General features: G+C 44.7%; 23 protein-coding genes. 13 read left to right on the top strand and 10 right to left on the bottom strand.

The window, feature by feature from the left end; translation table 11 throughout:
- Complete coding sequence (locus ACUVJL_RS05240; protein WP_445244886.1) at nt 1–1,155, bottom strand: AAA family ATPase; 1,155 nt, start codon at nt 1,153–1,155, stop codon at nt 1–3.
- Nucleotides 1,156–1,294: 139 nt separating this feature from the next.
- Nucleotides 1,295–2,089, bottom strand: a complete 795-nt coding sequence (locus tag ACUVJL_RS05235) for an RNA ligase family protein (protein WP_445244885.1) — start codon at nt 2,087–2,089, stop codon at nt 1,295–1,297.
- Nucleotides 2,090–2,211: 122 nt separating this feature from the next.
- Here ACUVJL_RS05235 and ACUVJL_RS05230 point away from each other — a divergent pair, with 122 nt between their 5' ends.
- From ACUVJL_RS05230 to hpxZ, 3 genes are all read left to right on the top strand, one after another.
- The gene (locus ACUVJL_RS05230; protein ID WP_445244884.1) at nt 2,212–3,081 is read left to right on the top strand and encodes a prohibitin family protein; all 870 of its coding nucleotides are present in this window, start codon (nt 2,212–2,214) and stop codon (nt 3,079–3,081) included.
- A 236-nt stretch (nt 3,082–3,317) separates the two neighbouring features.
- Nucleotides 3,318–3,737 carry a peptidylprolyl isomerase gene (locus tag ACUVJL_RS05225; protein WP_332958788.1) on the top strand — a complete coding sequence of 140 codons (420 nt, stop codon included), beginning with the start codon at nt 3,318–3,320 and terminating at the stop codon, nt 3,735–3,737.
- A gap of 232 nt (nt 3,738–3,969) precedes the next feature.
- Nucleotides 3,970–4,356 (top strand): oxalurate catabolism protein HpxZ, encoded by a 387-nt coding sequence (gene hpxZ, locus ACUVJL_RS05220; RefSeq protein WP_445244883.1) that lies wholly within the window; start codon nt 3,970–3,972, stop codon nt 4,354–4,356.
- 278 nt (nt 4,357–4,634) lie between these two features.
- On the opposite strand, the gene ACUVJL_RS05215 is transcribed toward hpxZ, so the two are convergent.
- From ACUVJL_RS05215 to ACUVJL_RS05195, 5 genes are all read right to left on the bottom strand, one after another.
- On the bottom strand, nt 4,635–5,759 hold the full coding sequence (locus ACUVJL_RS05215) for a THUMP domain-containing class I SAM-dependent RNA methyltransferase (RefSeq protein ID WP_445244882.1): 1,125 nt from the start codon (nt 5,757–5,759) through the stop codon (nt 4,635–4,637).
- A gap of 301 nt (nt 5,760–6,060) precedes the next feature.
- Nucleotides 6,061–7,407, bottom strand: coding sequence for a TldD/PmbA family protein (locus tag ACUVJL_RS05210; protein ID WP_445244881.1), 1,347 nt, complete (start codon nt 7,405–7,407; stop codon nt 6,061–6,063).
- Nucleotides 7,408–7,504: 97 nt separating this feature from the next.
- Nucleotides 7,505–8,983 (bottom strand): TldD/PmbA family protein, encoded by a 1,479-nt coding sequence (locus ACUVJL_RS05205; RefSeq protein WP_445244880.1) that lies wholly within the window; start codon nt 8,981–8,983, stop codon nt 7,505–7,507.
- Nucleotides 8,984–9,309: 326 nt separating this feature from the next.
- On the bottom strand, nt 9,310–10,614 hold the full coding sequence (locus ACUVJL_RS05200) for an aspartate aminotransferase family protein (RefSeq protein WP_445244879.1): 1,305 nt from the start codon (nt 10,612–10,614) through the stop codon (nt 9,310–9,312).
- A 247-nt stretch (nt 10,615–10,861) separates the two neighbouring features.
- Nucleotides 10,862–11,899, bottom strand: coding sequence for an adenosine deaminase (locus ACUVJL_RS05195; protein WP_445244878.1), 1,038 nt, complete (start codon nt 11,897–11,899; stop codon nt 10,862–10,864).
- A gap of 416 nt (nt 11,900–12,315) precedes the next feature.
- On the opposite strand from ACUVJL_RS05195, the gene ACUVJL_RS05190 reads away from it, so the two are divergent.
- The 10 genes from ACUVJL_RS05190 (at nt 12,316) to ACUVJL_RS05145 (ending at nt 22,547) form a co-directional block, all read left to right on the top strand.
- The gene (locus ACUVJL_RS05190; protein WP_445244877.1) at nt 12,316–13,656 is read left to right on the top strand and encodes an adenylosuccinate synthase; all 1,341 of its coding nucleotides are present in this window, start codon (nt 12,316–12,318) and stop codon (nt 13,654–13,656) included.
- Nucleotides 13,657–13,725: 69 nt separating this feature from the next.
- The gene (locus ACUVJL_RS05185) at nt 13,726–14,622 is read left to right on the top strand and encodes an AAA family ATPase (RefSeq protein WP_445244876.1); all 897 of its coding nucleotides are present in this window, start codon (nt 13,726–13,728) and stop codon (nt 14,620–14,622) included.
- Nucleotides 14,615–14,839, top strand: coding sequence for a hypothetical protein (locus ACUVJL_RS05180; protein ID WP_445244875.1), 225 nt, complete (start codon nt 14,615–14,617; stop codon nt 14,837–14,839). The genes ACUVJL_RS05185 and ACUVJL_RS05180 overlap by 8 nt, the downstream gene beginning before the upstream one ends.
- An 8-nt stretch (nt 14,840–14,847) precedes the next feature.
- Nucleotides 14,848–15,054: a hypothetical protein gene (locus ACUVJL_RS05175; RefSeq protein ID WP_445244874.1), complete on the top strand. Its 207-nt coding sequence runs from the start codon at nt 14,848–14,850 to the stop codon at nt 15,052–15,054.
- Nucleotides 15,054–15,419: a hypothetical protein gene (locus ACUVJL_RS05170; RefSeq protein ID WP_445244873.1), complete on the top strand. Its 366-nt coding sequence runs from the start codon at nt 15,054–15,056 to the stop codon at nt 15,417–15,419. The genes ACUVJL_RS05175 and ACUVJL_RS05170 overlap by 1 nt, the downstream gene beginning before the upstream one ends.
- 64 nt (nt 15,420–15,483) lie before the next feature.
- Entirely contained in the window at nt 15,484–16,089 is a 606-nt protein-coding gene (locus ACUVJL_RS05165; RefSeq protein WP_445244872.1) for a 50S ribosomal protein L25/general stress protein Ctc, read from the top strand.
- 469 nt (nt 16,090–16,558) lie between these two features.
- Entirely contained in the window at nt 16,559–19,252 is a 2,694-nt protein-coding gene (locus ACUVJL_RS05160; RefSeq protein WP_445244871.1) for a tetratricopeptide repeat protein, read from the top strand.
- Nucleotides 19,253–19,348: 96 nt separating this feature from the next.
- Nucleotides 19,349–20,350: an FkbM family methyltransferase gene (locus ACUVJL_RS05155; protein ID WP_445244870.1), complete on the top strand. Its 1,002-nt coding sequence runs from the start codon at nt 19,349–19,351 to the stop codon at nt 20,348–20,350.
- Nucleotides 20,351–20,468: 118 nt separating this feature from the next.
- Nucleotides 20,469–21,503, top strand: a complete 1,035-nt coding sequence (locus ACUVJL_RS05150) for an FkbM family methyltransferase (protein ID WP_445244869.1) — start codon at nt 20,469–20,471, stop codon at nt 21,501–21,503.
- A 120-nt stretch (nt 21,504–21,623) separates the two neighbouring features.
- Nucleotides 21,624–22,547, top strand: a complete 924-nt coding sequence (locus tag ACUVJL_RS05145) for a methyltransferase domain-containing protein (RefSeq protein WP_445244868.1) — start codon at nt 21,624–21,626, stop codon at nt 22,545–22,547.
- Nucleotides 22,548–22,591: 44 nt separating this feature from the next.
- Here ACUVJL_RS05145 and ACUVJL_RS05140 read toward each other — a convergent pair whose 3' ends face one another.
- From ACUVJL_RS05140 to ACUVJL_RS05130, 3 genes are read right to left on the bottom strand one after another with little or no spacing between them, the layout of a single operon-like run.
- Nucleotides 22,592–23,794, bottom strand: coding sequence for a glycosyltransferase family 4 protein (locus ACUVJL_RS05140; RefSeq protein ID WP_445244867.1), 1,203 nt, complete (start codon nt 23,792–23,794; stop codon nt 22,592–22,594).
- 58 nt (nt 23,795–23,852) lie between these two features.
- Nucleotides 23,853–25,109 (bottom strand): glycosyltransferase family 4 protein, encoded by a 1,257-nt coding sequence (locus ACUVJL_RS05135; protein WP_445244866.1) that lies wholly within the window; start codon nt 25,107–25,109, stop codon nt 23,853–23,855.
- Between the two features lie 21 nt (nt 25,110–25,130).
- A complete protein-coding gene (locus ACUVJL_RS05130; protein ID WP_445244865.1) occupies nt 25,131–26,396 on the bottom strand; it encodes a glycosyltransferase family 4 protein in 1,266 nt (421 codons plus the stop codon).
- Between the last annotated feature and the right edge of the window lie 52 nt (nt 26,397–26,448).

The raw sequence follows: 26,448 nt of genomic DNA, 5'->3' as shown, positions 1-26,448 counted from the left end.
TTAAGCGCGATCGCCCACAATCCACTCTACCTGATGGGCTTCTGTGCGATCGGGAATATCCAGGCGCGCAGCTAATTTGCGAATGACTGCTTCCGGTACTGTTGCTGTGCGCGATCGATTCCGCTGCAATATTTCTTCTAGAGGTACTTCCAGATAAACAATGCGAATGCGCGCTTGGTAAGCAGCAAAAAAATTAATTAATTGCTGCCGCATTTGTTTAGTGGTATTCGTGGCGTTCCACACAAAAGAACGCCTATCATTTATGTATTCGCGCGCTCTTTGTTTGGCGGCTGTCACCACATTTCCAGGGGTTTCGTCGGGAGGGACATTCATCTCTTTTCGCAGTGCATCCAGCGAGATTACTGGCAAATCTGGGAGATTTTCCCGAATCCAATAATCTTTACCGCTTCCTGGCAAGCCAGACATCAAAATTACTTCGCATTTAGTGTCGTCAAATGCTTCGTAATCCGGGTTTCCATTCTCTTTGCGGAAGTAGATAAATCGGCTGTGTGCGGAGGGGAATTGTCGGGGAGAATCCAAACAATTATTTTCTTGACAAAACTCCCGAAATAGTTCTATTTTATCCAGCAGTTCTTGTCTGTCGCTACACTGACGGCCGCGCACGTCTGCTTCGGCTAAAAGGGCGAGGAAATCGCAGCGGACAACTTGACTGACTTTAATTACAGACTGCTGCGGGTTGGGTTTGTCGATCAGCCAGATGGGTAAACTGCCGAATTGGACGATCGCCACAACTGTTTCGCGAATGTCAAACTGCACAGGCGGCTCGAATTGGGATAAAATTTGTCTGACCATTCTTGCACCTTGGCGGGCGTGACCTTTTGAGCTAATTCTGCCGTCGGCTTCTATTTTGGTAAAGGCTGGTTTGGCGACATCGTGCAGCAAAGCGGCGGCAAAAAGTATCGATCGTTCTTGCACGGGTAATTGACGCCAATTAGGGGAAGATATTAATGCTTCGCAGACCATTCTGGTATGAATTAAAACGTCTCCTTCGGCGTGATAAATCGGGTCTTGCTGACATCCTTTTAAGTTTTGAATCCAATCGAAATGATTTTGAATGCTGTCCCAATCCAGAAACCAATCGGGCGGTTGGGGACAAAAGGGAAAAGTCCAAGGCGGCGCTAACAGTGTATTCATAACTTTACTTGTTGGATCTGACTGAACAACTCATCAGTCCTATGGAAAAGGACTTTAGCTTTGAGGCAGGGGTTTAAACCGCTGCCGGGCTTCGGGAAAGAGGGTGGAAATTTGACGCCAGTGGTCGGCATTTCTTACTTTACAAACTAAAATTAAATAAATCGGCGCCAGGACGCAGAATATTCGGTATAATTGGGCGATTGAGCCAATGTCCTTCGGCATTTTTAATAGCAGTCAAAAAACTGGCACGCACGTATTTGTAACGCGCCTTTACTATGCCATCTTCTTCGACTTTAATGTACAGACCCTCCATGCGATCGCTCTTGTCAGTCTCTTTCAAACACCGTTCTTCATCTAATCCCAATTCCCGACTGTACAAACGCAACCGGTCCAAATGTCCCGGTTGAATAAAATTAGATTTTTCCATAAACTGCATCATTTGCTTGGGCGATTTCAGCACTCCCGAAAACAGCACGGGAACTGACACTAACGGCAGTCCTGTTAACAACTTCTGGCGGGATTCTGTACTCATAAATTGACTGGTTTCTAAGTCCAGCACATCGTATTCCATAAAATAGTGCGGCAAAAAATCATAAAAAACAGTGTGTTTAGCATAAAGCCATTCGCCGTAAAGAATGTAGCGATTTCCCAGGACTTCTCCCAGGGCTGGGCTGAGACTGAAAGCCCACTGTTTGAATAAGTTAAAATGTTTTTCCCTCGGCCCACCGGTGAGATAGTGGCCGCGACTTTGCAGCAGCATTTGTCCATCTGGTGCGAAGCTGATGCCTGTATTAGCGCCGTCTACCTTTTCTTCTATAATTAGAGGGCGATCGATCAGGGCGCTAAAGGGCACGCTGTCGAGGTCTTCATCACCCGGTTGGAAACGCGAACCTTCGATGTGATAAGTTCTAGGATATTTAACAATTTTGAGCATCAGCTAATTTATTTTAAATTTTAGATTTGAGATGCGACCCCATCCATTTTAAATTTTAGACTTTGGAGGCGACCAAATCTATTTAACCATTATAATGGAATGAGCACAAAGGAGCGTGTAAGTTGAAAAATCAAAGTTTCCAGAGCATATCATCAGCAATCGCTGGGATTCTATTAGTAAGCGCGCTACTCCTGGGCTTAAACTCTTTTGTCGTCATCAATCCAGGTGAAGCAGGGGTGGTCAGCATTTTAGGAAAAGCCACAGATGGAGCATTGTTAGAGGGGTTTCACCTCAGACCCCCGCTAATATCCAAGGTAGATGTGTACGATGTAACAGTGCAAAAATTTGAAGTACCCGCTCAGAGTGCTACTAAAGATCTTCAGGACTTAAATGCTAGTTTTGCGATCAATTTTCGCCTAAATCCTGATAGAATAGTTGATATCCGAAGGACTCAAGGAACTTTGGAGAATATAGTCTCAAAAATTATTGCTCCTCAGACGCAAGAAGCATTTAAAACAGCGGCTGCACTGAGAACCGCCGAACAATCTATTACTCAAAGAAGTGAACTGAAGCGAGACTTTGATAATGCGCTGAAGGACAGGCTATCCAAGTATGATGTAATCGTACTCGATACGAGCGTTGTTAACATTCGATTCTCCACAGATTTTGCGAAAGCAGTTGAGGAGAAACAGGTTGCTGAACAGCGGGCGCAAAGGGCTGTTTATGTGGCTCAGGAAGCAGAACAGCAGGCTCAAGCTGACATTAACCGCGCTCAAGGTAGGGCGGAAGCTCAAAGACTTTTGGCTGAAACTTTGAAGGCTCAAGGCGGCGATTTAGTGCTGCAAAAAGAGGCTATCGAAGCTTGGAGAAGCGGCGGCGCTCAGATGCCAAAAGTGCTGGTTATGGGCGCAGGTTCGAGTCGGGTTCCTTTCATTTTTAATATGAACGATATTCAGGAAGAACCCGAGCACCCGCAAGTGACCAACCATTAAAATATGACTGAGGGTAAGAAACCCGGTGTCTCCGAAAATATGGGCTTTGCTAACCAGAAATCTCGCAATAAACCGGGTTTCCTCAGAAAGCACACATAAGTCCTATGATAGTTGCCGGAATATGCTACACTTCTGAAAGCCACAATATAACGACAGTTGGAAACCTGTCGCTATAAAAGCGAAGTCCGCAATTAACACGCAGGCAACACACTCATTTTAGGAAGCAAGGAAAAATCATGACCCGCGCTATTATGGAAACCGAGAAAGGCACAATCAATTTGGAATTGTTCGATGCGGATGCGCCTAACACAGTGAAGAATTTTGTTGAATTGGCGGAAAAAGGTTTTTACGATGGATTGACCTTTCACCGAGTCATTCCTAACTTTATGATTCAAGGTGGCTGTCCAAAAGGCAATGGAACGGGCGGCCCCGGCTACAAAATCAAGTGCGAAATCAATTCCAACAAACATTTGGCAGGAACTTTATCGATGGCTCACGCAGGCCGCGATACGGGTGGCAGCCAATTCTTTATTTGCCATTCTCCCCAGTCTCATCTAGATGGAGTTCACACAACTTTTGGCAAAACTGAGGATATGTCTGTCGTCAATGCTATCCGCCAAGGTGACAAGATTATTTCGCTGAAAATTGAGCATTAATTTCCAGTAGTTTAGTTGCGTTTGTAGTAAGGACTTTAGTCCTTATTGCAAACAAAACTTGTGAAAGTCAAGAGTTTTAAACTATACAACTTATGACCAATAATTTCTTGATGGTACAAGCCCCCTGATTTATCCGTGGAATCAATCCAAAATCCAAAATCCTTGCATCCTCAAGCCCCTGGATTTATCCGTGGTGTCAATCTAAAATCTAAAATCTAAAATCTAAAATCGAATGACTGTTATCAATGATTCTGCTGTGGCGACTGAGTTAACTGAACTATATTTAAAATACGAAAAAGCTCTTTGTACGAATGATATTGAAACTCTCGATAATTTGTTCTGGGATGCGCCGGAAGTCGTGCGGTTTGGGGTGACGGAGAACCTGTACGGGAGTGATGAGGTGAGGGGTTTTCGCAAAGGGCGATCGCCTGTAAATGTCGATCGAGAAATGTTCAACCTCAAAGTCGTGACTTTCGATGCAGACACGGCGGCTGTGACGCTGGAATTCCGCCGTGCTTACGATGGAGTGGTGCGGCTGGGGCGGCAGAGTCAGATGTGGCGCAAGTTTCCTGAAGGGTGGAAGATTGTTTCCGCTCACGTTTCTTTTTTGCCGGTGTAGATGTTATGTCATTTCCCTTGAATTGCCCGTAATGAAATTCTGTCGCTCGGGCTGGGCGGGTTTATAGATATTATGGATGTGAATTACAGATTGTTTGTGAAACCCGCCCCTACAAGTATTGTGGTTAATTTACCTGACAGGATATTAAAGGTAAGAAAACAATATATTCAAATGTAAAATTAGTATTTTAATTTGATTATTGTTGAGCCATTCAATTCGGCATATATTCTTTTTTTTCTTTACTATTAGTACCTCTGATTTTGTATCGGTTCTCTCCCCTAATACAGTTCATACTTGAGCAAAGTACAAGGAATCGATCCATTATAAACAGGAATTCGCCGCGAAGTCCTGAGTCCCACCTTTTTACCCAACTCCTTATTTCCCGTTAAAATAAAGGCATTCCAACCTTTAAAACGATTCTTGAAAATATCCCCCAACATCTTGTACAGATCTCCCAATTCGCTAGCATCTCCCAGGCGCTCTCCGTAGGGAGGATTGCAAATCAGAACGCCTCTGTCTGCGGGTGCTTCCAACTGAGATAACTCGGTTTGAGCAAACTGAATCTTACCGGAAATACCAGCTTGCTGCGCGTTCGTGCGAGCTTGAGTTAACATATCCGAATCGCGATCGCACCCTGCAATCACTTGCTTAAGTTCCGGTAACTCACTATTTTCAGCTTCTGCCCACAATTTATCCCACAAAGGTTCGTCAAAATCCCGCCAAGTCATAAATCCAAACTTTTCTCGAAACAATCCCGGTGCAATATTCAAAGCCTTTAAACTCGCTTCCAAAGGCAAAGTTCCAGAACCGCACATCGGGTCTAAAAACGGCAAATCAGGCGTCCATTCTGCCATCTCCAACAAAGCGGCAGCTAGGGTTTCTTTGAGGGGAGCAAGCCCCATCGCCGGTCGATATCCCCGGCGGTGCAAACTACCGCCAGAACTGTCTAAACTTAAAATAGCTCTATCTTGATGAATGTGAATGTTAATTAGCAAATCGGGATGCTCTACATCAACATTAGAACGCTTGTTAAATTGAAGGCGCTGTTGGTCGGCGATCGCATTTTTGACCTGCAAAGCTGTATAGTGAGTGTGGTTCAAATTTTCGTTGCCGCCGGTGCAGTTTACTGCTAAAGTATTGTCAGGATCTAAGTATTCGTCCCAAGGGATTTTCTGCACTTCGCGGTAGAGCATATCCGAGTTGTAACACCGGAATTCGGCGATCGGCATTAGCACTCGAAAAATAGTTCTCGACCAAAGATTGACGCGGTACAATAAAGTGCGATCGCCCGCAAAGTAAACCCCAGTAAAATCTGGCTTGACATTCTGCGCCCCTAAACGTTCTAATTCTTGGGCGGCAATTGTTTCTAAACCGCGCGCAACTGTAGCAAAATATTGATTCATTGATAATTGGGAATTGGGAATTAGGAATTGGTTTTTCTCGATCGCCCTAAATTATATCAAATCCGGTACCATCGGACTTGTAAAATCGAGTCAACAGTCAACCACCGACGGTGCAACGGCAATTGATATAATTCATCTGCGTTAATCTGTGTTTATCTGCCCTCATCTGCGGTTTAAAAAAGATAAATTATCGGGCCGCAGATGACAAGAGATTGACGCGGATTTACGCAGATAAAGAGAAGAGAGAGATGAATAATTCCGACTCCTCCGGGTGAGTTTCCGCGCACCTCACCCTTGCAAGTCACAAACTGTCAGTAATACTCGTGAAATTAAAAGCTTTCACGCGCACTCCGGGCACGACACTACCGCCGTAACGCTTCACCGCACTAACTGCATCCACATCGCGCAACATATCAGGTAAAACTTGATTGAAACGCAGGTTTTTAATCGGGTAAGCAATTTTGCCATCCTCAATCCAAAAAGTACCATCGCGAGTCATCCCCGTTACTTCCAATGTTTTCGGATTAACGTAGCGCACGTACCAAGCTCGACTGATAAAAATTCCTCGCTCGGTTTGAGCAACTAAATCTGCTAAACTTTGGTCGGAACCTGTCATCACGATCGGGTAATAAGCACCTTTTGCCTCTTTGCCTTTTTGTGCGGCCCAGTAGCGGGAATAAGACAAACTTTGAGGCACGCCATCTTTGATGATTTCCAAATAGTTATTGCTCAATCCGTCGCCGAAAAAAGTATTCGATCGCAGCAAAGGATGAGCCGGATCGCGCTGCACTTGCACTAAGGGGCTAAAAAGTTGTTCCCCCGCGCGGTTTCCCGCTGGTTTTCCCTCTGCATCGGCGATCGACATAAACGATCGCCCCTCATCCGCCGCCCTCGCATCCAGCCCCCAAATCACCCACCGTAGCAAGTCCGCAAAAGCAGCGCCGTCAAGGATTACCGGATAAACGCCGGGAGGGATGGGGCGCGGGTTGCGGGAGGATCTCGCCCGATCGAGCACTTGTTCTGCTAATTGGGCGATGGGCAATTCGTTGATACTCCAAGCAGTGCTCCTCGCCCAGCTAGAACCGTCTTCAACGCGAGCAGTCAAGCTGAAATCCGCCTTTGTAGACTGGTTGCAGGCGCGGAGTCCGGTTGACGAGGCGATCGCGTACAGCGACGCCTCAGCGCTCAAAGTGCCCGAACCATGAGCTCCCCCCTGTCCGGCAATTGCGCAAGCTTGCTGCACCATTTTGGCCCGGGCTAGAGGCGATACAGTTGCCGTTGCGGAGTCGAATGCGGGCGATCGCAAATCGTAGGTTTGAGGAGGCAGCAGCGGCATCCATTCGGGGTCTGCCGGCGCAATTCTGGCCAATTCTTCCGATCGCTTGACGGAGGAGGCGATCGCATCTCGATCAAATTCTGTAACAGCAGCAGAGGCGCTTTTCTTGCCGAAATAGCTAGTAATGCTCAGGCTAAATACAGTTTTGCTAATATTTTGGCTGATTTGATTTTCCGAGAATCTCGAAAGAGATTCCTCGCCAGTAGAGAGACTGACAAATACTGCCTCTGCTTTGGATAGTTTGACTGCTTTTTCTACTACAGATAAGGCTTGGTCTTCACTTAAAAGTGCGGGCGATGTTGTTACAATCATGATTGGTAATTAGGCATTGCGAATTGGGCATTGCGAATTGGGCATTGTTAGCAATTAACTAATAACTAAGAACCGATGCCCCATGCCCCATGCCCTATTACCCAATTTGAATATCCCTCACTCGCACCGGCACACAAGCGTGAGTCATCTGAGCAACCTGCATCGGCTCGCCCTTTCCGCATATATTCGTACCGCACTGAACCAGCTCCGAAGCCGGCCCGATCGCATCTATTTGATTCCAGAAATCAGTAGTCATAGCCTGATAAGTTACATCCTTCAACATACCGACAACTTTCCCTTTTTCCACCTTCCAAAAAGCATCGCCGCCGAATTGAAAATTGCGCCGCTGCTGGTCGATCGAATAACTACCGATACCGTCGATTAAAATCCCGTCTTCAGTATCAGCAATCATCTGTGCCAAAGTAGCAGTATGGCTGCCGCCATCCGGGCCCGGCTCCAATCCCAAATTGGGAATTCTCACCATCGGCACGCTCGACCAACTGTCAGCGTAAGCAGAACCGTTGCTGCTGGCACGTCCGAGGCGATAAGCCGTCTCTCTGTCAGTGAGATAATCAACTAAAATCCCATCCTTGACAACGTACCAATCTTGTGATTTTACGCCCTCATCATCGTAACCCATTGTACCGCGACCGCCTGGTTGAGTGCGATCGCACTTAAAATTCACCCAAGGTGCAGCGTATTGCAGTTTATTTAACTTATCAGTAGTAGCAAAGCTAGTGCCAGCAAAATTAGATTCGTAGCCGTAAACCCGGTCTAATTCTGTTGGATGTCCTACTGATTCGTGGATAGTCAGATACAAATTTGTCGGCTTAAGAATCAGGGATTTGCAAATACCAGCCGGGACGGTGGGAGCGTTGACTTTTTCAATAGCTTCGGCGGCAACTCTTTCGACTTGACTCAACAAATCATCGGGATTAATATGTTCGTAACCGATATTCATCGGCGGGCGTTCGTAACTGCGACTTTGGGCATCGCCGCCCGCAATTGCCGTACACCCAAAACCCGGATAGCTACGGTAGATTGTTTGTTCGATTAGCGAGCCTTCTGTAGAAGCAAAAACCTTGTCTTCGCGGGTTGACTGCAAAAAAGAAGAAGCTTTTTTGATGCCTTGTGCGCCGTGTGCTAGCAGCCGCTCGTTGATAGTTAGCAGCAGTTCGGCTTTTTCAGCAACGGGTACAGAAAAAGGGTCAATGGCGATGGGAGTAATGTAGGTATCGACATATTTTTCGACAGGCACTAACCGCACCGGTTCCTTTTGAGTTAAGCGGCTGCCTTTAGCGATTTCTACAGCCAAAGCGACTATTCTTGCAACCTCTGCCGGCGTTTTGCTGTGACTGGCGGCAAACCCCCAAGCGCCGTCGAGAAGTACCCGCACGCCAAAACCGGAACTTACATTATCTGACAGTTGACTTAAAGAGCGATCGCGCGCGTAAAGATTCTGCCTTCGGTAACTGCAAAAACGCACATCACCGTACTCGCACCCTGTTTTCCGAATCAAATCTACAGCCAAATTTGCTAACTCGTTAGCCGAGATTTTTGTAATTAATTGTACCATAGTTATTCGTCATTCGTCGTTAGTTGTCAATTATTATAGCGCTTTTTAATTATTTGAACGAACCGCGAAGAACAGGAAGGAAGAACTGCCTCTTCTTCTTTCTCCTCCTTCGCGTCCTTCGCGCCTTCGCGGTTCATTTTCTCTGATATCTTGCACCATTATCCATAGCTCTTTTATGGGCGGGCAGGATGCCCACCCCACAAGAAATTTACTGTTAATGTAGAACAGGCATCTTGCCTGTTAATGTAGAACAGGCATCTTGCCTGTTAATGTGGAACAGGCATCTTGCCTGTTAAGCGAGAATGGTGCCACATCTCATTTTAATCCTACTCCATTTCCTGCAAAACCCCTGTCAAAATTTCCACAATGCGATCGATATGTTCCTTCTCAATAATCAGCGGCGGCGACAAAGCAATAATATCACCCGTCGTCCGAATTAGCAACCCTTTTTCATAGCACTGAAGAAAACAATCAAAAGCCCGTTTCCCAGGCTTTCCCGCGATAGATTCCAACTCAATACCCGCTACCAGTCCCAGATTGCGAACATCAATTACGTGCCGCACGCCTTTCAAGGAATGAACCGCATTCTCCCAATAATCGGCCAACTTATCAGCCCGTTCAAATAGCCTTTCTTCCTCATAAATATCCAGCGTCGCCAAAGCAGCAGCACAAGCCACAGGATGACCAGAATAAGTATAACCGTGAAAAAGCTCGATCGCATTTTCAGGAGCATTCATAAAAGCATCATAAATGCCCTCTTTCACAAACACCGCCCCCATCGGCACCGTACCGTTAGTTATCCCTTTAGCCGCCGTCACAATATCGGGAACCACCCCAAAATATTCCGTTGCAAAACTAGAGCCTACGCGCCCGAATCCGGTAATTACCTCATCAAAAATCAGCAGAATTCCGTATTTATCGCAAATCGTCCGCAGCCGCTCTAAATAACCTTTCGGCGGAATCAAAACCCCCGTTGAACCAGCCACCGGTTCCACAATTACCGCTGCAATATTAGACGCATCGTGCAAAGCGACAATCCGCTCCAATTCATCCGCCAAATGCGCTCCCCATTCCGGTTGTTTGCGGCTGAAAGCATTGTGTTCGAGACTGTGAGTGTGAGGCAAATGATCGACTCCCGTGAGCAAACTGCCAAAAAATTTGCGGTTTGTACCGATACCGCCGACAGAAATTCCCCCAAAACCAACGCCGTGATAGCCGCGTTCCCTGCCGATTAATCTTTGGCGAGTTCCTTCACCTTTCACCCGGTGATAAGCAATGGCAATTTTTAAAGCTGTTTCTACAGATTCCGAACCCGAATTAGTAAAGAAAACGCGATCGAAATTGCCGGGAATCATCTTCACCAAACGTTCCGCCAATTGAAAAGCACCCGGATGTCCCATCTGAAACGCCGGAGAGTAATCCAAACGCAAAACCTGCTGTTTAACCGCTTCGGCAATTGTCTCGCGGGCGTGTCCTGCATTCACGCACCAAAGCCCCGCCGTACCATCTAAAATGGAGCGGTTATCATCTGTTGTAAAGTGCATATCTTTTGCCGCAACCAACATTCGCGGATTGGCTTTAAACTGTCGGTTGGCAGTGAAGGGCATCCAGTAAGCGTCCATATTTGTCATGTTTTTTTATCATTTTATATTGATGATTCTGCCTCCAAACTATAACTTGCTACCGATGGCAGATCGCCCGACACTTATTATAATTTTACAAATATCTCTTTTAAACGAACCGCGAAGACGCAAAGAGCGCGAAGGAAGAGAAGAAAGAGCTTTTTCTCATTTCCAAGTATAGTCTTATCTACCTATCTTCCTCTTTCTCTTCCTTCGCGTCCTTCGCTACGAAAGCGGTTCATTAAATAGATATTCTTTAATTAACGATCGCCTCTACAGACTCATGCTGCAACAAACCCGTCAGCATTTTCACAGGCCTCTCGTCGTAGGGCCACGCGAAAGCATGGCGGAAAGCGGCCTCTTGACACGCTTGCAACTGCCGAAAATCTATGATATCCAAAGTTAACAAATTCTCATACTCAAAAGGCAGCCGCACGTTGTGCAATCCCGCGTTGTCAGTACAAATGGCAATATCGACACCAGCTTCAAAACATCGATCGAACACAACCTTCAATTCGCGCATATCCTGCAAGGTACCCGTTTTGAGATAGGTAGTCGGGCAAACTTCCAAGCATTGACCCCTGCGCGCGACTTCTGGCAGCAATTCGGGATATTTTAATGGAATTTGAATCCCGTGGCCGATACGCATCAGATAAGGCAGAAGTTCGGGATAACAGCCTGAGGTAGTTTCGTACAGGTGACCGGTAGTTTTGATGCCGATCGACCTCGCGTACTGGTACAATCCGACAAACTCGTCCAAACGCTCGCCAATACAAGCATCGCCGCCAGCTATATCGATCGCACAAACATATTCTCCCATCCCGGCCGCCAAATCTACGATCGCCCGATTCACCTCATAGGGTAAACGCGAGTGCATACACAAAATTTGGCTAGTAACAATCGGACAATCGCTAATTTGACTTGCCTTGCCCACAACCTGTACAATTTCTGCCATCAAATCTATGCGTTCTGACTGAGCCAAATGCTCTGGAGTCCGCAAATAAGGCGTATAGCGCAACTCCAAATAAGCCAGATTTTCAAACACGTAAGCGCCCCGCATCAACCGATAGATGAAATAAGGCAAAGTCTCAACAGTTTGAACGCTTTCTACCAGTGTGTGCAGTTCCAAATACTCATTGAGAGTATTGCGCGGACGAGTGTAAAACTCCTCAAACTCCGAGTATTTCGGAAATCGATTAACCATCTCAGCATTGTGGCGATCGAAATACCGCCACAGAACCCTAGGAACGACAGAACCACCCAGATGGCGGTGCAACTCAGCGTGTAAAGTCATGGCAACAAAGCCTCTATTTTCTCAATGTTAACAAAAATTAATTAGTCAGTAGTCAGTAGTCAGTAGTCAGTAGTCCTTAGTCAGTAGGCCTTAGTTCTTAAGTAAGTTGGCGTAAATATTTATTATTGGTATCGGGCAGGAGACAGGAGACAGGAGGCAGAAGACTGAAGGGAAGAGGGTTTCAGGAAATTTATATTTCGTTATATAGTGCTGTTTATTTGCGCCTTTCTACTTAGTCATTGGTTGTGTATGAGTTCCCATGCCCCATGCCCCATACCCCATGCCCCATGCCCCATGCCCCATGCCCCTATCTAAAATCTCAAATCCCAAATCTAAAATCTAAAATTGATTGACATCCGGGACGCATTCGTACATAATCGGAGATTGTGTCAACCTGAACAGAACGCGAGAAACCCTTGGCTAACGTAGTTGTAATCGGCGCCCAGTGGGGCGATGAAGGAAAAGGCAAAATTACCGATTTGCTCAGCAAATCCGCAGATATAGTTGTCCGCTACCAAGGGGGCGTCAACGCGGGTCACACCGTGGTAGTCAACGGTCAGACTTTCAAGCTGCACTTAATTCCGTCCGGGATTCTCTACCCTGATAAAGAGTGTATCATCGGCTGCGGCACGGTCATTGACCCTAAAGTTTTAATAGAAGAATTAGATCAGTTAGAGGCATTGAATATTTCGACGGCCTCGCTGATGATTTCGCAGACTGCTCACGTGACGATGCCCTATCACCGATTACTTGATGTAGCATCGGAAGAGCAGCGGGGAAATTATAAAATCGGCACGACGGGACGCGGCATCGGCCCTACTTACGCCGACAAGTCGGAACGTACCGGCATTCGGATGCTCGATTTAATGGACTTGGAAGGGTTGCAAGAACAACTGGAATGGACGATTAATTGTAAAAATGTCATTCTGGAAAAACTCTACAATTTGCCACCACTCAATCCGCAAGATGTAATTGATGAATATCGGGTGTATGCGGAACGTTTGCGGCCGCACGTAGTAGATAGTTCGCTGAAGATTTATGAGGGAATTCACAAGCGGAAAAATATTCTGTTTGAAGGCGCGCAAGGCACTTTATTAGACTTAGACCACGGTACTTATCCTTACGTTACTTCGAGCAATCCCATCGCTGGTGGGGCTTGTGTGGGAACAGGAGTCGGTCCAACAGCGATCGATCGCGTAATAGGCGTAGCAAAAGCTTATACAACCCGCGTCGGAGAAGGCCCCTTCCCTACCGAAATGGTAGATGGAGTTGGCGCAATTTTGGGCGATAGAGGTGCAGAATTCGGCACGACAACGGGCAGGAAACGCCGCTGTGGTTGGTTCGACGCGGTAATCGGCCGCTACGCAGTCCGCATCAACGGCCTTGACTGTCTGGCAATTACCAAACTAGATGTTTTGGATGAATTAGAAGAAATAAAAGTTTGCGTTGCTTACGAAATTGACGGCGAACGCTGTGTGGATTTCCCGAAAAGTTCCCGGATATTTGCTCGGTGCAAACCTATTTACGAAACCCTTCCCGGTTGGAAACAGTCTACGGAAGAGTGCCGGAATTTGGAAGATTTACCGCCGCAAGCATTGGATTATCTGAAGTTTTTGGCAGATTTGATGGCAGTGCCGATCGCAATTGTTTCTCTCGGTGCGAGTCGCGACCAAACTATTATTGTAGAAGACCCGATTCACGGGCCCAAGCGGGGGTTATTGTCGGCTGACAGTAGGCCTGTAGTAGCACAATCATGAGAGTTTAAGCTAAAATGTAATGATGAGAAAGCTTAATCAGTACAGTTTGAAACTTTTGGCGGTGTCGGCATGACCAATTTAGTTAAAGGCGACAGCGGATTAGTACAACTGACCCACGGCGATATCAAACGCATTATTGCCCACCAAAAGTTGTTCGGATTAGATGAATTGCAGAAATATTTGTTTCGTTTCTGCAAGACGATGCTAACGGCTGATGACTCTCTGGTCAAGCAGTTTAGCATTTATAATCTCGTACCGTCTGTTCTGCTCTACGGGCCGCCTAATACTGGTAAAACTACACTCTGTTACTTACTTTTCGACCAAATCAAGCAAGAAGTTACTAATGAAATCAACTTCTATACTGTTGACGTTGGGAGAATGCTCGACCCCGCTTTAGGGCAGTCTTCACGAAATCTAGAGCAAATATTTCAAGATTTGCGTAAAATTTCTTCAGATGGTTCATCAGTGTTTCTATTATTGGATGAACTAGATGCTTTTTGCATGAGTCGCAGTCGCGCACAGGAACACGATGCTGTTCGCAGAGCTATGACAACTTTAATGCTACAACTTGACAATCTTCAACCGTCAATAAGTCAGCGTTTTTTAGTATTTGGCATTACTAATGTGCCTAATCTAGTGGATACAGCAGTAGTGCGTAGATTTTCTTTAAAACAAACTGTCGATCCCAGTTTATCGCGGGATGAATTCAAATCCTATCTTGACTATTTGAATAAGCCAATTAAACATAATACTAAACAAGAAGATTTGCCAAAGTTGTACGGCATCTACCAGCGCCGCGCCTTTACGGCAGGCGATATCAAAGCTTTGTATAAAGTGTTACTAATAGATGTAATATGCGGCGATCAAGATATCTCTATATCTGAAAGGCTTGTGGAGCTTTTTGAACAGGGATTTTCGACCCGCCAACACTTAGATAAAACATACAAGGAGTTATTAGATGCCTAAGAAAGAGTTTGAGACTGATGAAGATATGATGATTTATCATTACGAAGTCCATAGAGATATGATTGGGTGGGTAATCGAACAAATGGCTAAAGAAGGTATTCCCTGCGAAAGAACAAAAGGAAGCAGTCGAAAAGGTGATATTTTGATAGTTAAGCCTGAAGACGCTTCACGAGTAAAAGACATAATTCGGCAGATTCAAAGTAAATATAATCGTTAGAGAGTCCCATGCCACACATTGAAATCAAGACAAAAGAGAATATCTATCCAGGTGAAGCTCAGGACATTATCGACAAAAAAACTGTGGTTGCAGTTATTACTACAGGAACCATTTCTCCAAACGCAAAAAAGCTGTTTGACCAAGCAGGGATAGCTTGGGCTGAGAATGTCCCAGAAAGTGAATTTAGGGAATCTGAAGCTAAGGAGGAAGGATAATGTTAGACATCGGCTTTATTTCAAAAGATGGTAGTTTAACCAACAGTGTAGAACTGACGGAAGATTTTTACTTGTGGTTGGCAAAGTCAGAGTTTTCCAAAATCGGCAAATCAGTAAGAAGAAAAATACAGATAGATGGGGAAGAGGATATGTTATCTGTCGTGCAGTTAAGTAAAGGTAATAGTAAGAAGTTAAAAGATTTTTTTGGCGATGAGATTGTCCGCGAAAGCGCTGCTGTCATCACTAAACTAGGAGATAGCCCTTCCAAAGAAGAGTATCAAGCAGGAACCTACCGTTTGAGGAAATTGCACGAACTGCTGAAGTGCGTGGAAAATGAAAATTATCAATACCTTCAGCGAATTTAATTGAGCGCGATCGCAATATCACAATTCTGGTAAAATGTGAAAACAATCAACAGAAAGTCAGAAAATGGAACTCGCAGTAGAATGTCAAAAACGGGCAGAAGGCAGCAAAGCTAACGCCCTCCGCCGCTCTGGATTGATTCCCGCCGTCCTCTACGGTCACAAAGGCTCGGAATCCATTTCCCTTACCATCAAAGCCAAAACAGTTGAACACCTGCTCAAAAAGCACGTAGTCAACAATGCCCTAATTGACCTCAGCATTCCCGACCTCTCTTGGAGCGGAAAAACCTTGCTGCGGGAAGTTCAAGTTCATCCTTGGAAGGGCTATCCTTACCACCTGAGCTTTTTCTCTGTGGCAACTCAAGACAGCCTGGAAGTTGAATTGTCACTGCGTTTTGTCGGCGAACCTGTCGGCGTCAAGTTAGAAGGCGGCATCTTGGATACCGTGCTGACGCAACTCGCAGTTAAGTGCAAACCAGACAGCATTCCTGAAGCAATTGAAGTAGATATTTCTAATTTAAAGGTTGGGGATGCGCTGCACATTCACGAATTAGTTTTGCCTGCGGGAGTGGTAGCTCTCGGCGAACCAGATCAGGTGGTGGTTAGCGTGCTGGGAATTCAAGCAGGTTCTGAACCAGAAGACGCAGAAGCAGACGCAGAGGCAGCAGCTTGATTAGTAATTGCTAATAGTTGTTAACTAATGGTTGAAAAAAAAGGGCGATCGCTTTCTCGCAAAAGGGCGATCGTTTTTTGCTAAAAAGGCTATTCTCGTTTGGGATCGATCGCACATTTTGCGCCGTTTGTAATATTTTTTTAGGCGGGCTCCCTTGCCCAGTCCACAAGCAAGCATCCCACAAGCCAGCACCGGCAGTGTTTACTTTTCTTTACAAAAGGGGCGATCGACCAGAAGCGACAAAAGTCGGGACAGCCACGCAAATGGGCCAGCAACCGGGCTGATTCTTACATATTTAGCAGTCAAATCAAAAAAATCAGCCGAGAAACCCGGTTTCTCGATAGCACCGGCCGTCAAAAAAATTAAGAATTGGGGGAACAAGTCCGGTACTGTTAGTGTCAAACTCGACTATAATTGTGAAACGTTTTGACTACCCTATTTAATTCCTGCCTCTGGAGCCGCCGCCCATATGCCATCAACAGTGAGTACAGAATCAACAGCGGTTCAATTTAACCAACAGGGAGAAATATACTTATCCCAAGGAAAATTAGAAGAAGCCATCGCCTCCTGCGAGCAAGCCTTAAAGATTCACCCCAATTTTGCACCAGCTTACAAGACTTTGGGCAACGCGCTGCAAGCTCAAGGCAGGATGGAAGAGGCGCGGCACTGGTACGCTAAAGCGATTGAAATAGAACCGAATTTTGCGGAAGTATACGCGAATTTGGGCAGCCTTGGCGCCCAGCAGCAAAAATGGCAGGAGGCGATCGGATTTTATCAAAAGGCGCTCGCGATTAAGCCGGATTTCGCGGGAGTGTACCGGAATTTAGCAAAAGTATTCGGACAAATTAACAAACCGGAAGAAGCCCAGCAGTGCTGGTATCAAGCATTTAGTTTGGAACCGGAAAAAGTACCGCCTGGGGAACACTTGAATATGGGCGACGCTTTTTTTCGGCAGGAAAAATTACCCGAAGCGATCGCCTGTTACGATCGCGCCATAAAATTAAATCCTAATGTGGCGACTGCTTACCAAAATTTGGGCGAAGCGCTAAAAAAACAAGGCAAGTTAGAGGAAGCGACAGCATATTATCGCAAAGCTATTGAACTCAACGCAGCTCATGCCAGAAACGGCAGCGAGGGACAGGAAACTTTGGCGGGTGCAAGTGCCACAAACGGTGCAGTTAAGCAGCAGCCCGCAGCAACCACAGTGAAGCAGCCAGTAGTGAAGCCGCCAGTGCAGCAGGCAGTGAATTCTACAATTAATATAGAAGATCCAGAAGCATACAAAATACTGGCAGAAGGCTATTTTGCTCAGGGCAAATTGGAACAGGCGATCGCAGCTTGCAAGAAGGCGCTGCAAATTAAGCCGGAAGCGCCACTTTACAAAATGCTGGGCAACGCCCTGCAAGCTGGCGGCAAAATTGATGAAGCTAAAAGTTGCTATGTCAAAGCAATAGAAATTAACCCAAATTTTGCCGAAGCTTACGCTAATTACGGCAGCATTTGCGCGCAGCAGGAACAGTGGCAGCAAGCGGTTTCAGCTTACGAAAAGGCGATCGCGCTGAAACCGGATTTTGCCGGTGCTTACCGCAATTTTGCGAAACTGTTAACTCAGTTAGGCAAGTCGGAGGAGGCGGCCCAGGCTTGGTATCGAGCATTTGCGATCGACCCCAAGTCTGGCACCGCTGAGGAACACGAGAGTTTAGCCAAAACTTTGATCGAGCAAGGTAAGGTAAATCAAGGTATTGACTGTTACCGGCGGGCGGTAGAGTTGAACCCAAATGCGGGCTCCGCTTATCACGAATTGGGCGAAATTCTTAAGAGTCAAGAACAGTGGGAAGCGGCGGTAGAAGCTTACAGCAATGCTATTAAAAATAATCCCGAACTTTCTTGGTCGCACAACAATTTAGCTGAGTCGCTGGTTAAGTTGGAACGGTGGGAAGAAGCCGTAAATGCTTATGGCAAGGCGATCGAATTAAATCCAGATTTTAGCTGGTCTCACAACAATTTAGCAGACGTGCTGCTGAAGTTGGAACGGTGGGAAGAAGCTGTAGAGGCTTACAGCAAAGCAACAGAATTAAATCCAGATTTCAGTTGGTCGCACAACTATTTAGCAGACGCACTGATTAAACTGGAACGGTGGGAGGAGGCAATTTCGGCTTACGAAAGGTCGATCGAACTTAATCCTGACCATTTTTGGGCGCACAACAATTTAGCAGAAGCGCTGGTGAATTTGGAACGGTGGGATGAGGCGGTTGTTGCGTACCGGCGTGGTAACGAAATCAATCCGAATTTCTTCTGGTCCCAGAGCAAGTTGGGCGACGTGCTGCTATCCATGGAAAGGTGGGAGGATGCGATCGATGTTTACCGGCGCGCGGCCGAGTTAAATCCTGATTTTCCGTGGACTTATTACAACATGGGGACGGCTTTTGAGCAACTCGAACGCTGGGATGAGTCGATCGCCGCTTACCGCCGCGCTGCGGAAATTCAGGCGGATTTGCCGTGGCTTTCGCAAAAATTGGCTGATGCTTTGAGGATGCGATCGCAGTGGGATTTGCGGGAGGCGATGGGTTTGTACCGGCGGGCGATTCAGGAGAATCGTGATGACGTGCAGTTGTATCACAAGGCCCTGGAGATTGCGCCGAATGATGCTGACCTTTATGTTGAGTTGGCTGATGCTTTGGTGCGGAAAAATTGGCCGGATGGGGCGATCGTCTTTTATCAGATGGCGTTGCAGGTAAATCCCGAATACGGTGAGGCGCACTTGCAGTTGGGGTTGATATTCGCGCAAAAGAATGATATGGAGCGGGCGATCGCTTGTTACGGCCGCGCTATTGAGGTTCAACCCAATGAGTATAAACCTTACCAATTGTTAGGCGATGCTTTGAGTGCAAAAGGTCAGCGTCCGGAAGCGATGAACTGTTACCGCCGCGCGATCGAGTTAAAACCTGACGATCCGTATATCCGCAACAATTTAGGGGATATGTTGCGCCATCAAGGAGATGTGGAAGGAGCGATCGCTTGTTACCGCCGCGCCATAGAACTTAAGCCTGATTTCTCTTGGTTCCACTATAATTTGGGTGAAGTTTTGACGAAGAAAGGGCAAATTGATGAAGCGAGTTCTTGTTACCGTCGCGCCTTAGAGTTAGAACCCAAGATTTTTTAATTTGCGGTGTAATTGAGCCTGTATTCCCTAAGTTGATGCAGGCTCAAAGCTCCCATTTACCACTAGAAGCAATCAATTGAGAGTAGAGGAATTACCATGAACCCTGAAGAAGCTCAGCGCCTAGAAGAAGCCATCCAAAAGACTTTATCCACTCATGCTAAAAGCGATAAAAGTTATCTATGGATGGCATATCAAGTAATATTTGAGCGCGAAGCTGATCCAGAGGGAATAGCTGTGTTTTTAAACCAGCTAAAAGAAGGATGGACTCGACCTACTTTAATCGCAAAGATGATTGAGTCTAAGGAATTTCAACACCGCTTACCACCAGGAATGCAGAGCTTTACAAGTACAGAAAGTCAAGTATTAATCGAACTGGAAAAATTTAAAATCTATGCAATGACTAATGACCCTGCAGTTGGTCAAACAATTATTAGTACCAGAAGCTATGAACCTCATGTGACTGATGCTATTGTTAAACAATTAAAATCAGGCGATGTTTTTCTCGATCTCGGAGCTAACATAGGCTATTTCACTCTCCTAGCAGCAAGCATTGTTAAAAATCAGGGTAAAGTAATATCTTTTGAACCAAATCAATACAATAGACAACTGCTATATGCAAGTATCGTTGAAAATCAGTTTAAAAATATTACAGTTTATCCCTTTGCAGTTTCAGATTCTCAACAAATTTTAAGGCTAATGACATCGGGATCTAATGGGTGGGTTGTGGAGTTATCAGAGGAATCTGTAAATTATCAATTAGTGCAATCAGTGGTACTGGATGAATGGCTGCAAGCAGAAAAACAAATTAATGTAATTAAAATGGATATAGAAGGACATGAACCTATTGCGCTGCGCGGCATGGATCGGATTATAAATAAACACCGACCTATTATTTTTACTGAGTTTCATCCCTATGCTGTTGGTGAAGGGTATTTAAAACAACTGACACACTATAATTATGGGTTATTTATCATTGAAGAAGTAGGAAAAATTACGGAAGCTCCTGACCCGCTATTTGTGATGGATTTCTGGCAAAGATTAGCCGAAAAAGTTAATTTTGACAGAATACACCTTGACCTGATGGCTCTGCCTTTGTAACCTGAAGTTAGATATACTAAAGCGAGTCGCGATTCCACACTAGCCTGTATTTGCCAGGTTGATGATATTTCACAAAAAAATCCATTAAAATACATTCATACATATCAGAAGAACCATCATGAACCCCGAAGCAACAAAGCATCTGGAAGCAGCCATTCAAAAAACTTTATCCACTCATGCCAAAAGCAACAAAAGCTATCTATGGATGGCTTATTGGGTAATCTTTGAACGCGAAGCTGACCCAGATGGGTTAAAAGTGTGGTTAGACCAGATTGAGAGTGGTGTGAGTCGAAGTACCGTAATACAAAGAATGATGCAGTCAATTGAATTTCAGGAGCGTCATCCTTCTGGTAGGCAGTTCCTTCCCGGTACGGCAGGCAGAGTATTGGTTGAGTTACCTGAGTTTAAAATTTATGCAATGACTAATGATTCGGCTGTAGGACAAACAATTATTAGTACCAAAAATTATGAGCCTCATGTTACTGATGCTATTGTCAAACATTTAAAACCAGGCGATGTTTTTCTCGATATCGGAGCTAACATCGGCTATTTTACTCTGCTAGCAGCCAGCATTGTTCAAGATGGTGGCAAAGTCATATCCTTTGAACCAAATCCACAGAATTTACAACTACTCTATTCAAGTATAGTTGAAAACCCGTTTGATAATATTACAATCTATCCGTTTGCAGCTTCAAATTTTAGGCAGATTCTCACCTTGGCAACAGGTGGCTCAAACGGTACTGTTTTTGATGCTTCCTTGTTTCAGGCAGAAAATTGTTACTTTGTACCCTCAATGGTAGTTGATGAATTGCTTCAAAATGAACAAGAAATTAACGTAATTAAAATGGATATAGAAGGACATGAACCTGATGCAATTCGTGGAATGGATCGGCTTATAAAGAAACACAAGCCGATTATTTTTACAGAGTTTCATCCTTGGTGTATTCGTGTTAATAATAAAACAGAACCGCAACAATATTTGGAACGACTCACACAATATGGCTATAATATATCTATAATTGAAAGATTAGAAGAAGGAGGAAAAATCACTGAAGCTCCTGACACCACATTTGTAATGAATTTCTGGGAAAAATTAGCCGAAAAGCTTAACTTTGATAGAATACATCTTGACCTGATGGCTCTGCCTTCGTAACCATAAATTAGAGATATTCAAGCGAGTCGCGAGCGCAAACTAGCCTGTATTTGCCAGGTTAATGCACTTTCAAAACCTAATCTTCATTACATACGTTCATCAATATCATAAGGAACCACCATGAACCCCGAAGCAGCGAAGCGTCTGGAAGCAGCCATTCAAAAAACTTTATCCACTCATGCCAAAAGCGATAAAAGCTATCTATGGATGGCTTATTGGGTAATCTTTGAGCGGGAAGCCGATCCTGATGGGCTGGAAGGTTGGTTGGGTTTGCTAAATGCTGGTGTTAGTCGAGCAAGCGTAGTACAAACGATGATTAAGTCAAGCGAATTTTACCAACGCATTTCAGGTGAGGAAAGCGGAAACCAAATTAATGAAAAGCTTCACAGTGCCAGAATGGAAATGGTGAAACAACTCCTTCCACCTGCTGAAGTTATATTAGACTTGGGTGGTTATTCCTCATGCGATCCAAGAGGTGCTTTGCTAGGTTTTGGCTATCCTCATGTGCCACAAAAGCTCTACATTTTAGATTTTCATCCCGACAAAATGATGTTTCCAGGCCCAGAATGGCCAAAACAAGTTAAATACGAAACCTGTGACATTGAATATGTTTATGGAAGTATGACGGACTTAGACTGTTTTCAGGAAGGTACTTTTGACCTAATTTGGTCTGGAGAATCAATAGAACACATCACCCCTGAAGATGCTGAAAAAGTCTTTTCAAAAGCCTACAAGTTATTAAAACCAGGTGGTAAGCTGGCACTAGATACCCCTAACAGACGAGCTACCAAGTTACAGCTTCCTAATAGTTACATCCATCCCGAACACAAGATAGAATACTACTATGAAGATTTGTGTAAACTTTTGGAGAAGCACAACTTCAAAATTATTCAGAGTCAGGGAGTGATCGATCTATCAAAGTCAATTGAAACATCAAGTATGGAGCATTTCAAAAACGAGTTTATCAGCAGTGAAAAACTCAACGACAATCCCAATAACTCTTACTGCTTCTTCATCTGCTGTATGCGAGCAGAGGATTGTTAGAATTATTTATAAATCTAACGGCATTCTTCCTGAGTGTTTTGCCGTTAAAACATTGAGCGCTCTAGTTCCACCTGAGCTTGCAACGCTGCTTGCTTCCAAGCTTGAGCTTGGGATTCAAAACAGCTTTTCTCTTCTATTGTCCTTGTAATATATTCAAGGCGACTTCTTATTTTTTTTCCCACCGCCTGCGGACTCAATAAAGATCTAATCTCTGCGGCTCCTCTCGATCCTACTTGCTGTGCTTGCGAATAATTCTCAAACACATACTGCATTAAGGAACCAGCATGATCGATATCTGGCTCCGCCCAGGTACTTCCTTTTGGATAAAGCCCATAATCTTGAGTTGTTTTCACCAGTTCATACTTAACTGGAAAACTATTGCCAACATTCATAAATTCGATATTAGACGAGTAGGCGGTGGCGATAGTCGGCTTGCCGTAGTACATCGCTTCCGCCATCGTCAAACCAAACCCTTCAGCCCGATGTAGGGACACATAGCAGTTACAATTGTCAACTAAGGCGTGGAGTTCTTCTTTCTTTAAATCCCCTTCTATAAACTGAATAGATGGCCAGTCCTCTGCTTGCGCTTTGAGTTGTGCTTGCAGATGGAGAAACAGTGGATGCGGTCTATACTTAACGATCAGTAAAACATCATCATTAGACTTTCCAAAAGCTCGTTTAAATGCCTCAATAGTAGCCAAGGGATTTTTTCGTTCAAAGCCACTCCCAATGTCAAACATAAACAGAAAAATAAACTTGTCTTCGGGCAATCCCAATACTTCTCTGCCCAATGAATTTGGCGGGATAGAAATGCTAGGTGGTAGCTTAAGGACAGGAATAGGCGATACTTCTGCTATGGCTTCAGCCGTGTAATTACTGTAAGTCCAAACCTCATCAAATATATCAAAGGCAAACCGCCCAAAATCAGGAAATTTTGGCAATTCCCATGCCCAGAATCCAATATTATACCGATTTTTAAAATATGCAGGATTAATTAAATCCAGTAATGATTTGTGAGGGTTTGTATGGATCAGGTTGATGGGATATGGGTTATCTTCAGAGAAATCTGTGTAACTAGAATCTAAGTTTCGCTGCGTATCTTCCCTAAGATCCTTAATTGCGAAGGGGATGTCTGCTGCTTCTATTGCTCGGAGAGTACCTCTGACGCCACCTCCCAGCCCAAATTCGCCTGTCACATGACCGACAACATTGATTCCAAAAGAATAATTTAGTCCTTTACTTAGCATAGCCAATTTTAATCTACCTTTAACATTTGTACTATTCTGGAAAATCGGCTCAATTCTACTACTTAATAGAAGGTAGCCTTTGACACCGCTCTAGTTCCGTTTGAATTTGCAGTGCTGTTTGCCTCCATACTTGGACTTGGGATTGATATAAACCTGTTTCTGTCTGAATCTTACGGAGGCGAGTTGAGCGTGTAGGATGATTTATCCTGCTCATAATGTCTTCCAGACGGATTTTAATTTTGCTGCCAACAGTTTGCGGGCTCAGTAAAGACCTAATTTCACTGGCGGCTCTAGCTCCTACTTGCTCTGCTTCCTGATAGTTTTCAAAGACATACTGCATTAAGGATGCGGCATGATCGAGATCTGGTTCAGCCCAGACATTTCCTTTAAAATAGGGCCCATCATCTTCAATAATTGTCACCATATCGTATTTCACGAGAAAACTGTTGCCGACATTCATAAATTCCATATTAGCCGAGTGAGCAGTGGCAATTACTGGTTTGCCATAAAACATCGCTTCCGCCATAGTCAAGCCAAACCCTTCCGCGCGATGCAGAGAAACATAGCAGTTACAATTGTCAATTAAGGCATGAAGCTCTTCTTTCTGCAAATGCCCTTCTATAAATTTAATTGACGACAAACCATCTGTGTGCGACAAAAGTTGCTCTTGCAGATCAGGATGAAACTTCCCGTTAGAAGACTTGATTAGGAGCAAGACATCGTTGTTTGATTTCCCAAAAGCTCGTTTAAACGCTTCTATTGTTCCCAGAGGATTTTTACGACTCAGCCGACTGTGGTAGTCGAATAAAAACAGAAAAATAAACTTGTCTTTCGGTAACCCTAAAGCTTCTCTACTCAAGGAGGTTTCTGGAAGATAAATGCTGTGCGGAACCTTTACAACGGGAATAGGTGATACCGCTGAAATGGCTTCAGCAGAGTAATTGCTGGGAGTCCATATCTCATCAAATGAATAAAAACCATATAGCCAACCAGGGGGAAACAATGGCAGCTCCCAAGCCCAGTAACCTATGTTGTATCGCCCTTGAAAATACTCTGAACCTAAACTTTCCATTACTCCGCCTATAGGTGGTGTATGAACGAGGTTGATAGCATAGGGTTGCTCGTCAGAGAAATTAGTGTAGGTAGAATCGAGGTTTCTGTGCCAATCTACTTTAATATCCCTGATTGTGAAGGGAATGCCTACGGCTTGGAGTCCTCTGAGAGTTCCTCTCATGCCTTCTCCAATGCCAAATTCCCCACTAGCGTGACCTGCAACATTGATGCCAAAATTAGAAGTTTGTGTTTTCTGCAACATAGCGAATTTTGTACTTTTGTACTAATGATGAAACTGCAAGTGTTTGAGTTCTGTTTGCATTTGTAATGCTGTCTGCCTCCAAGCTTGGGCTTGACGAGCCAATAGATCTCTTTCTGTCTGAAGTTCATGGAACCGATTTGACAACTGGGTATGATTTAGATGTGCCCTGATAAATTCAAGGCGATTTTTTATTTTTATACCTACAGCTTGAGGATTTAATAAAGACCTGATTTCCTTGGCTGCTATTTTTCCTGTTTTCTGAGCTTCCTGATAATTCTCAAATACAGACTGCATGAGAGATGCAGCATGATCGATATCTGGTTCCGCCCAGACACTGCCTTTGGGGTAAGCTCCATAATCTTCAGTTGTTGTCACCAGTTCGTATTTAACCGGAAAACTATTGCCAACATTCATAAATTCCATATTAGATGAATAGGCTGTGGCGATTACTGGTTTGCCGTAGTACATGGCTTCAGACATTGTTAAACCGAAGCCCTCAGCCCTATGCAAAGACACATAACAGTCACAACTATTAACCAAAGCATGAATCTCTTCTTTTTGCAAATGTCCGTCTATAAACTGAAGAGATGACCAACCCTCAGCCAAATCCATTAGTTCCTGTCGCCGTTGCGGAAAAAGATGAGCATTGGCAAACTTGAGAACGAGTAAAACATCTGGATTAGATTTACCAAAAGCTCGTTTAAATGCCTCAACGGTGGCAAAGGGATTTTTCCGTTCAAAGGAACTGCCAAAGTCAAACATGAAGAGAAAAATAAATTTATCTTTGGGTAAGTTGAGGTTCTCTCTTGTTAATAATGGTTGCGGGAAGGCAAGGCTAACAGGAATTTTGAGTACAGGAACCTGGGAGACAGTCGCAAATGCTTCTGCACAAAAGTTACTTGTAGTCCAGATTTCATCAAATAAATCAAAGGCCCACTGCCATTCAGAGGGAAATACGGGCAGTTCCCATAGCCAGACACCTATATTGTATTTGTCTTTGAAATATTCAGAACCAATTCCGGGAAAGTACCCGGCTAAAATCTGCTCAACCCAATTGGGGTTGGTTTGGATAATGTTGATTGGATATGGATTGTCGTCGGAAAATTTTTTGTAGCTGGTATCGGAGTTGGGTAGCCAATCTATTTTCAGATCTTTAATCGCAAAGGGAATTCTGGCTGCTTCTAGGGCTCGGAGATTTCCTCTAGCCGCTTCCGCTAGCCCAAAATCTCCGGTTATATGACCGGCTAAATTTACACCCAAATAATTATTTACTTGATGATTTAACATTCGTCTTCCTTTTTGCTGAGTTTGTAATCATAGCTTGCTTGCAATCTCTTAC

Origin of the sequence: Microcoleus sp. OTE_8_concoct_300 (assembly GCF_031383065.1) — a bacterium.
Lineage (GTDB): Bacteria > Cyanobacteriota > Cyanobacteriia > Cyanobacteriales > Microcoleaceae > Microcoleus.
Note: the sequence above shows the minus strand (reverse complement) of the source record. Positions and strands in the feature narration are given on the sequence as shown.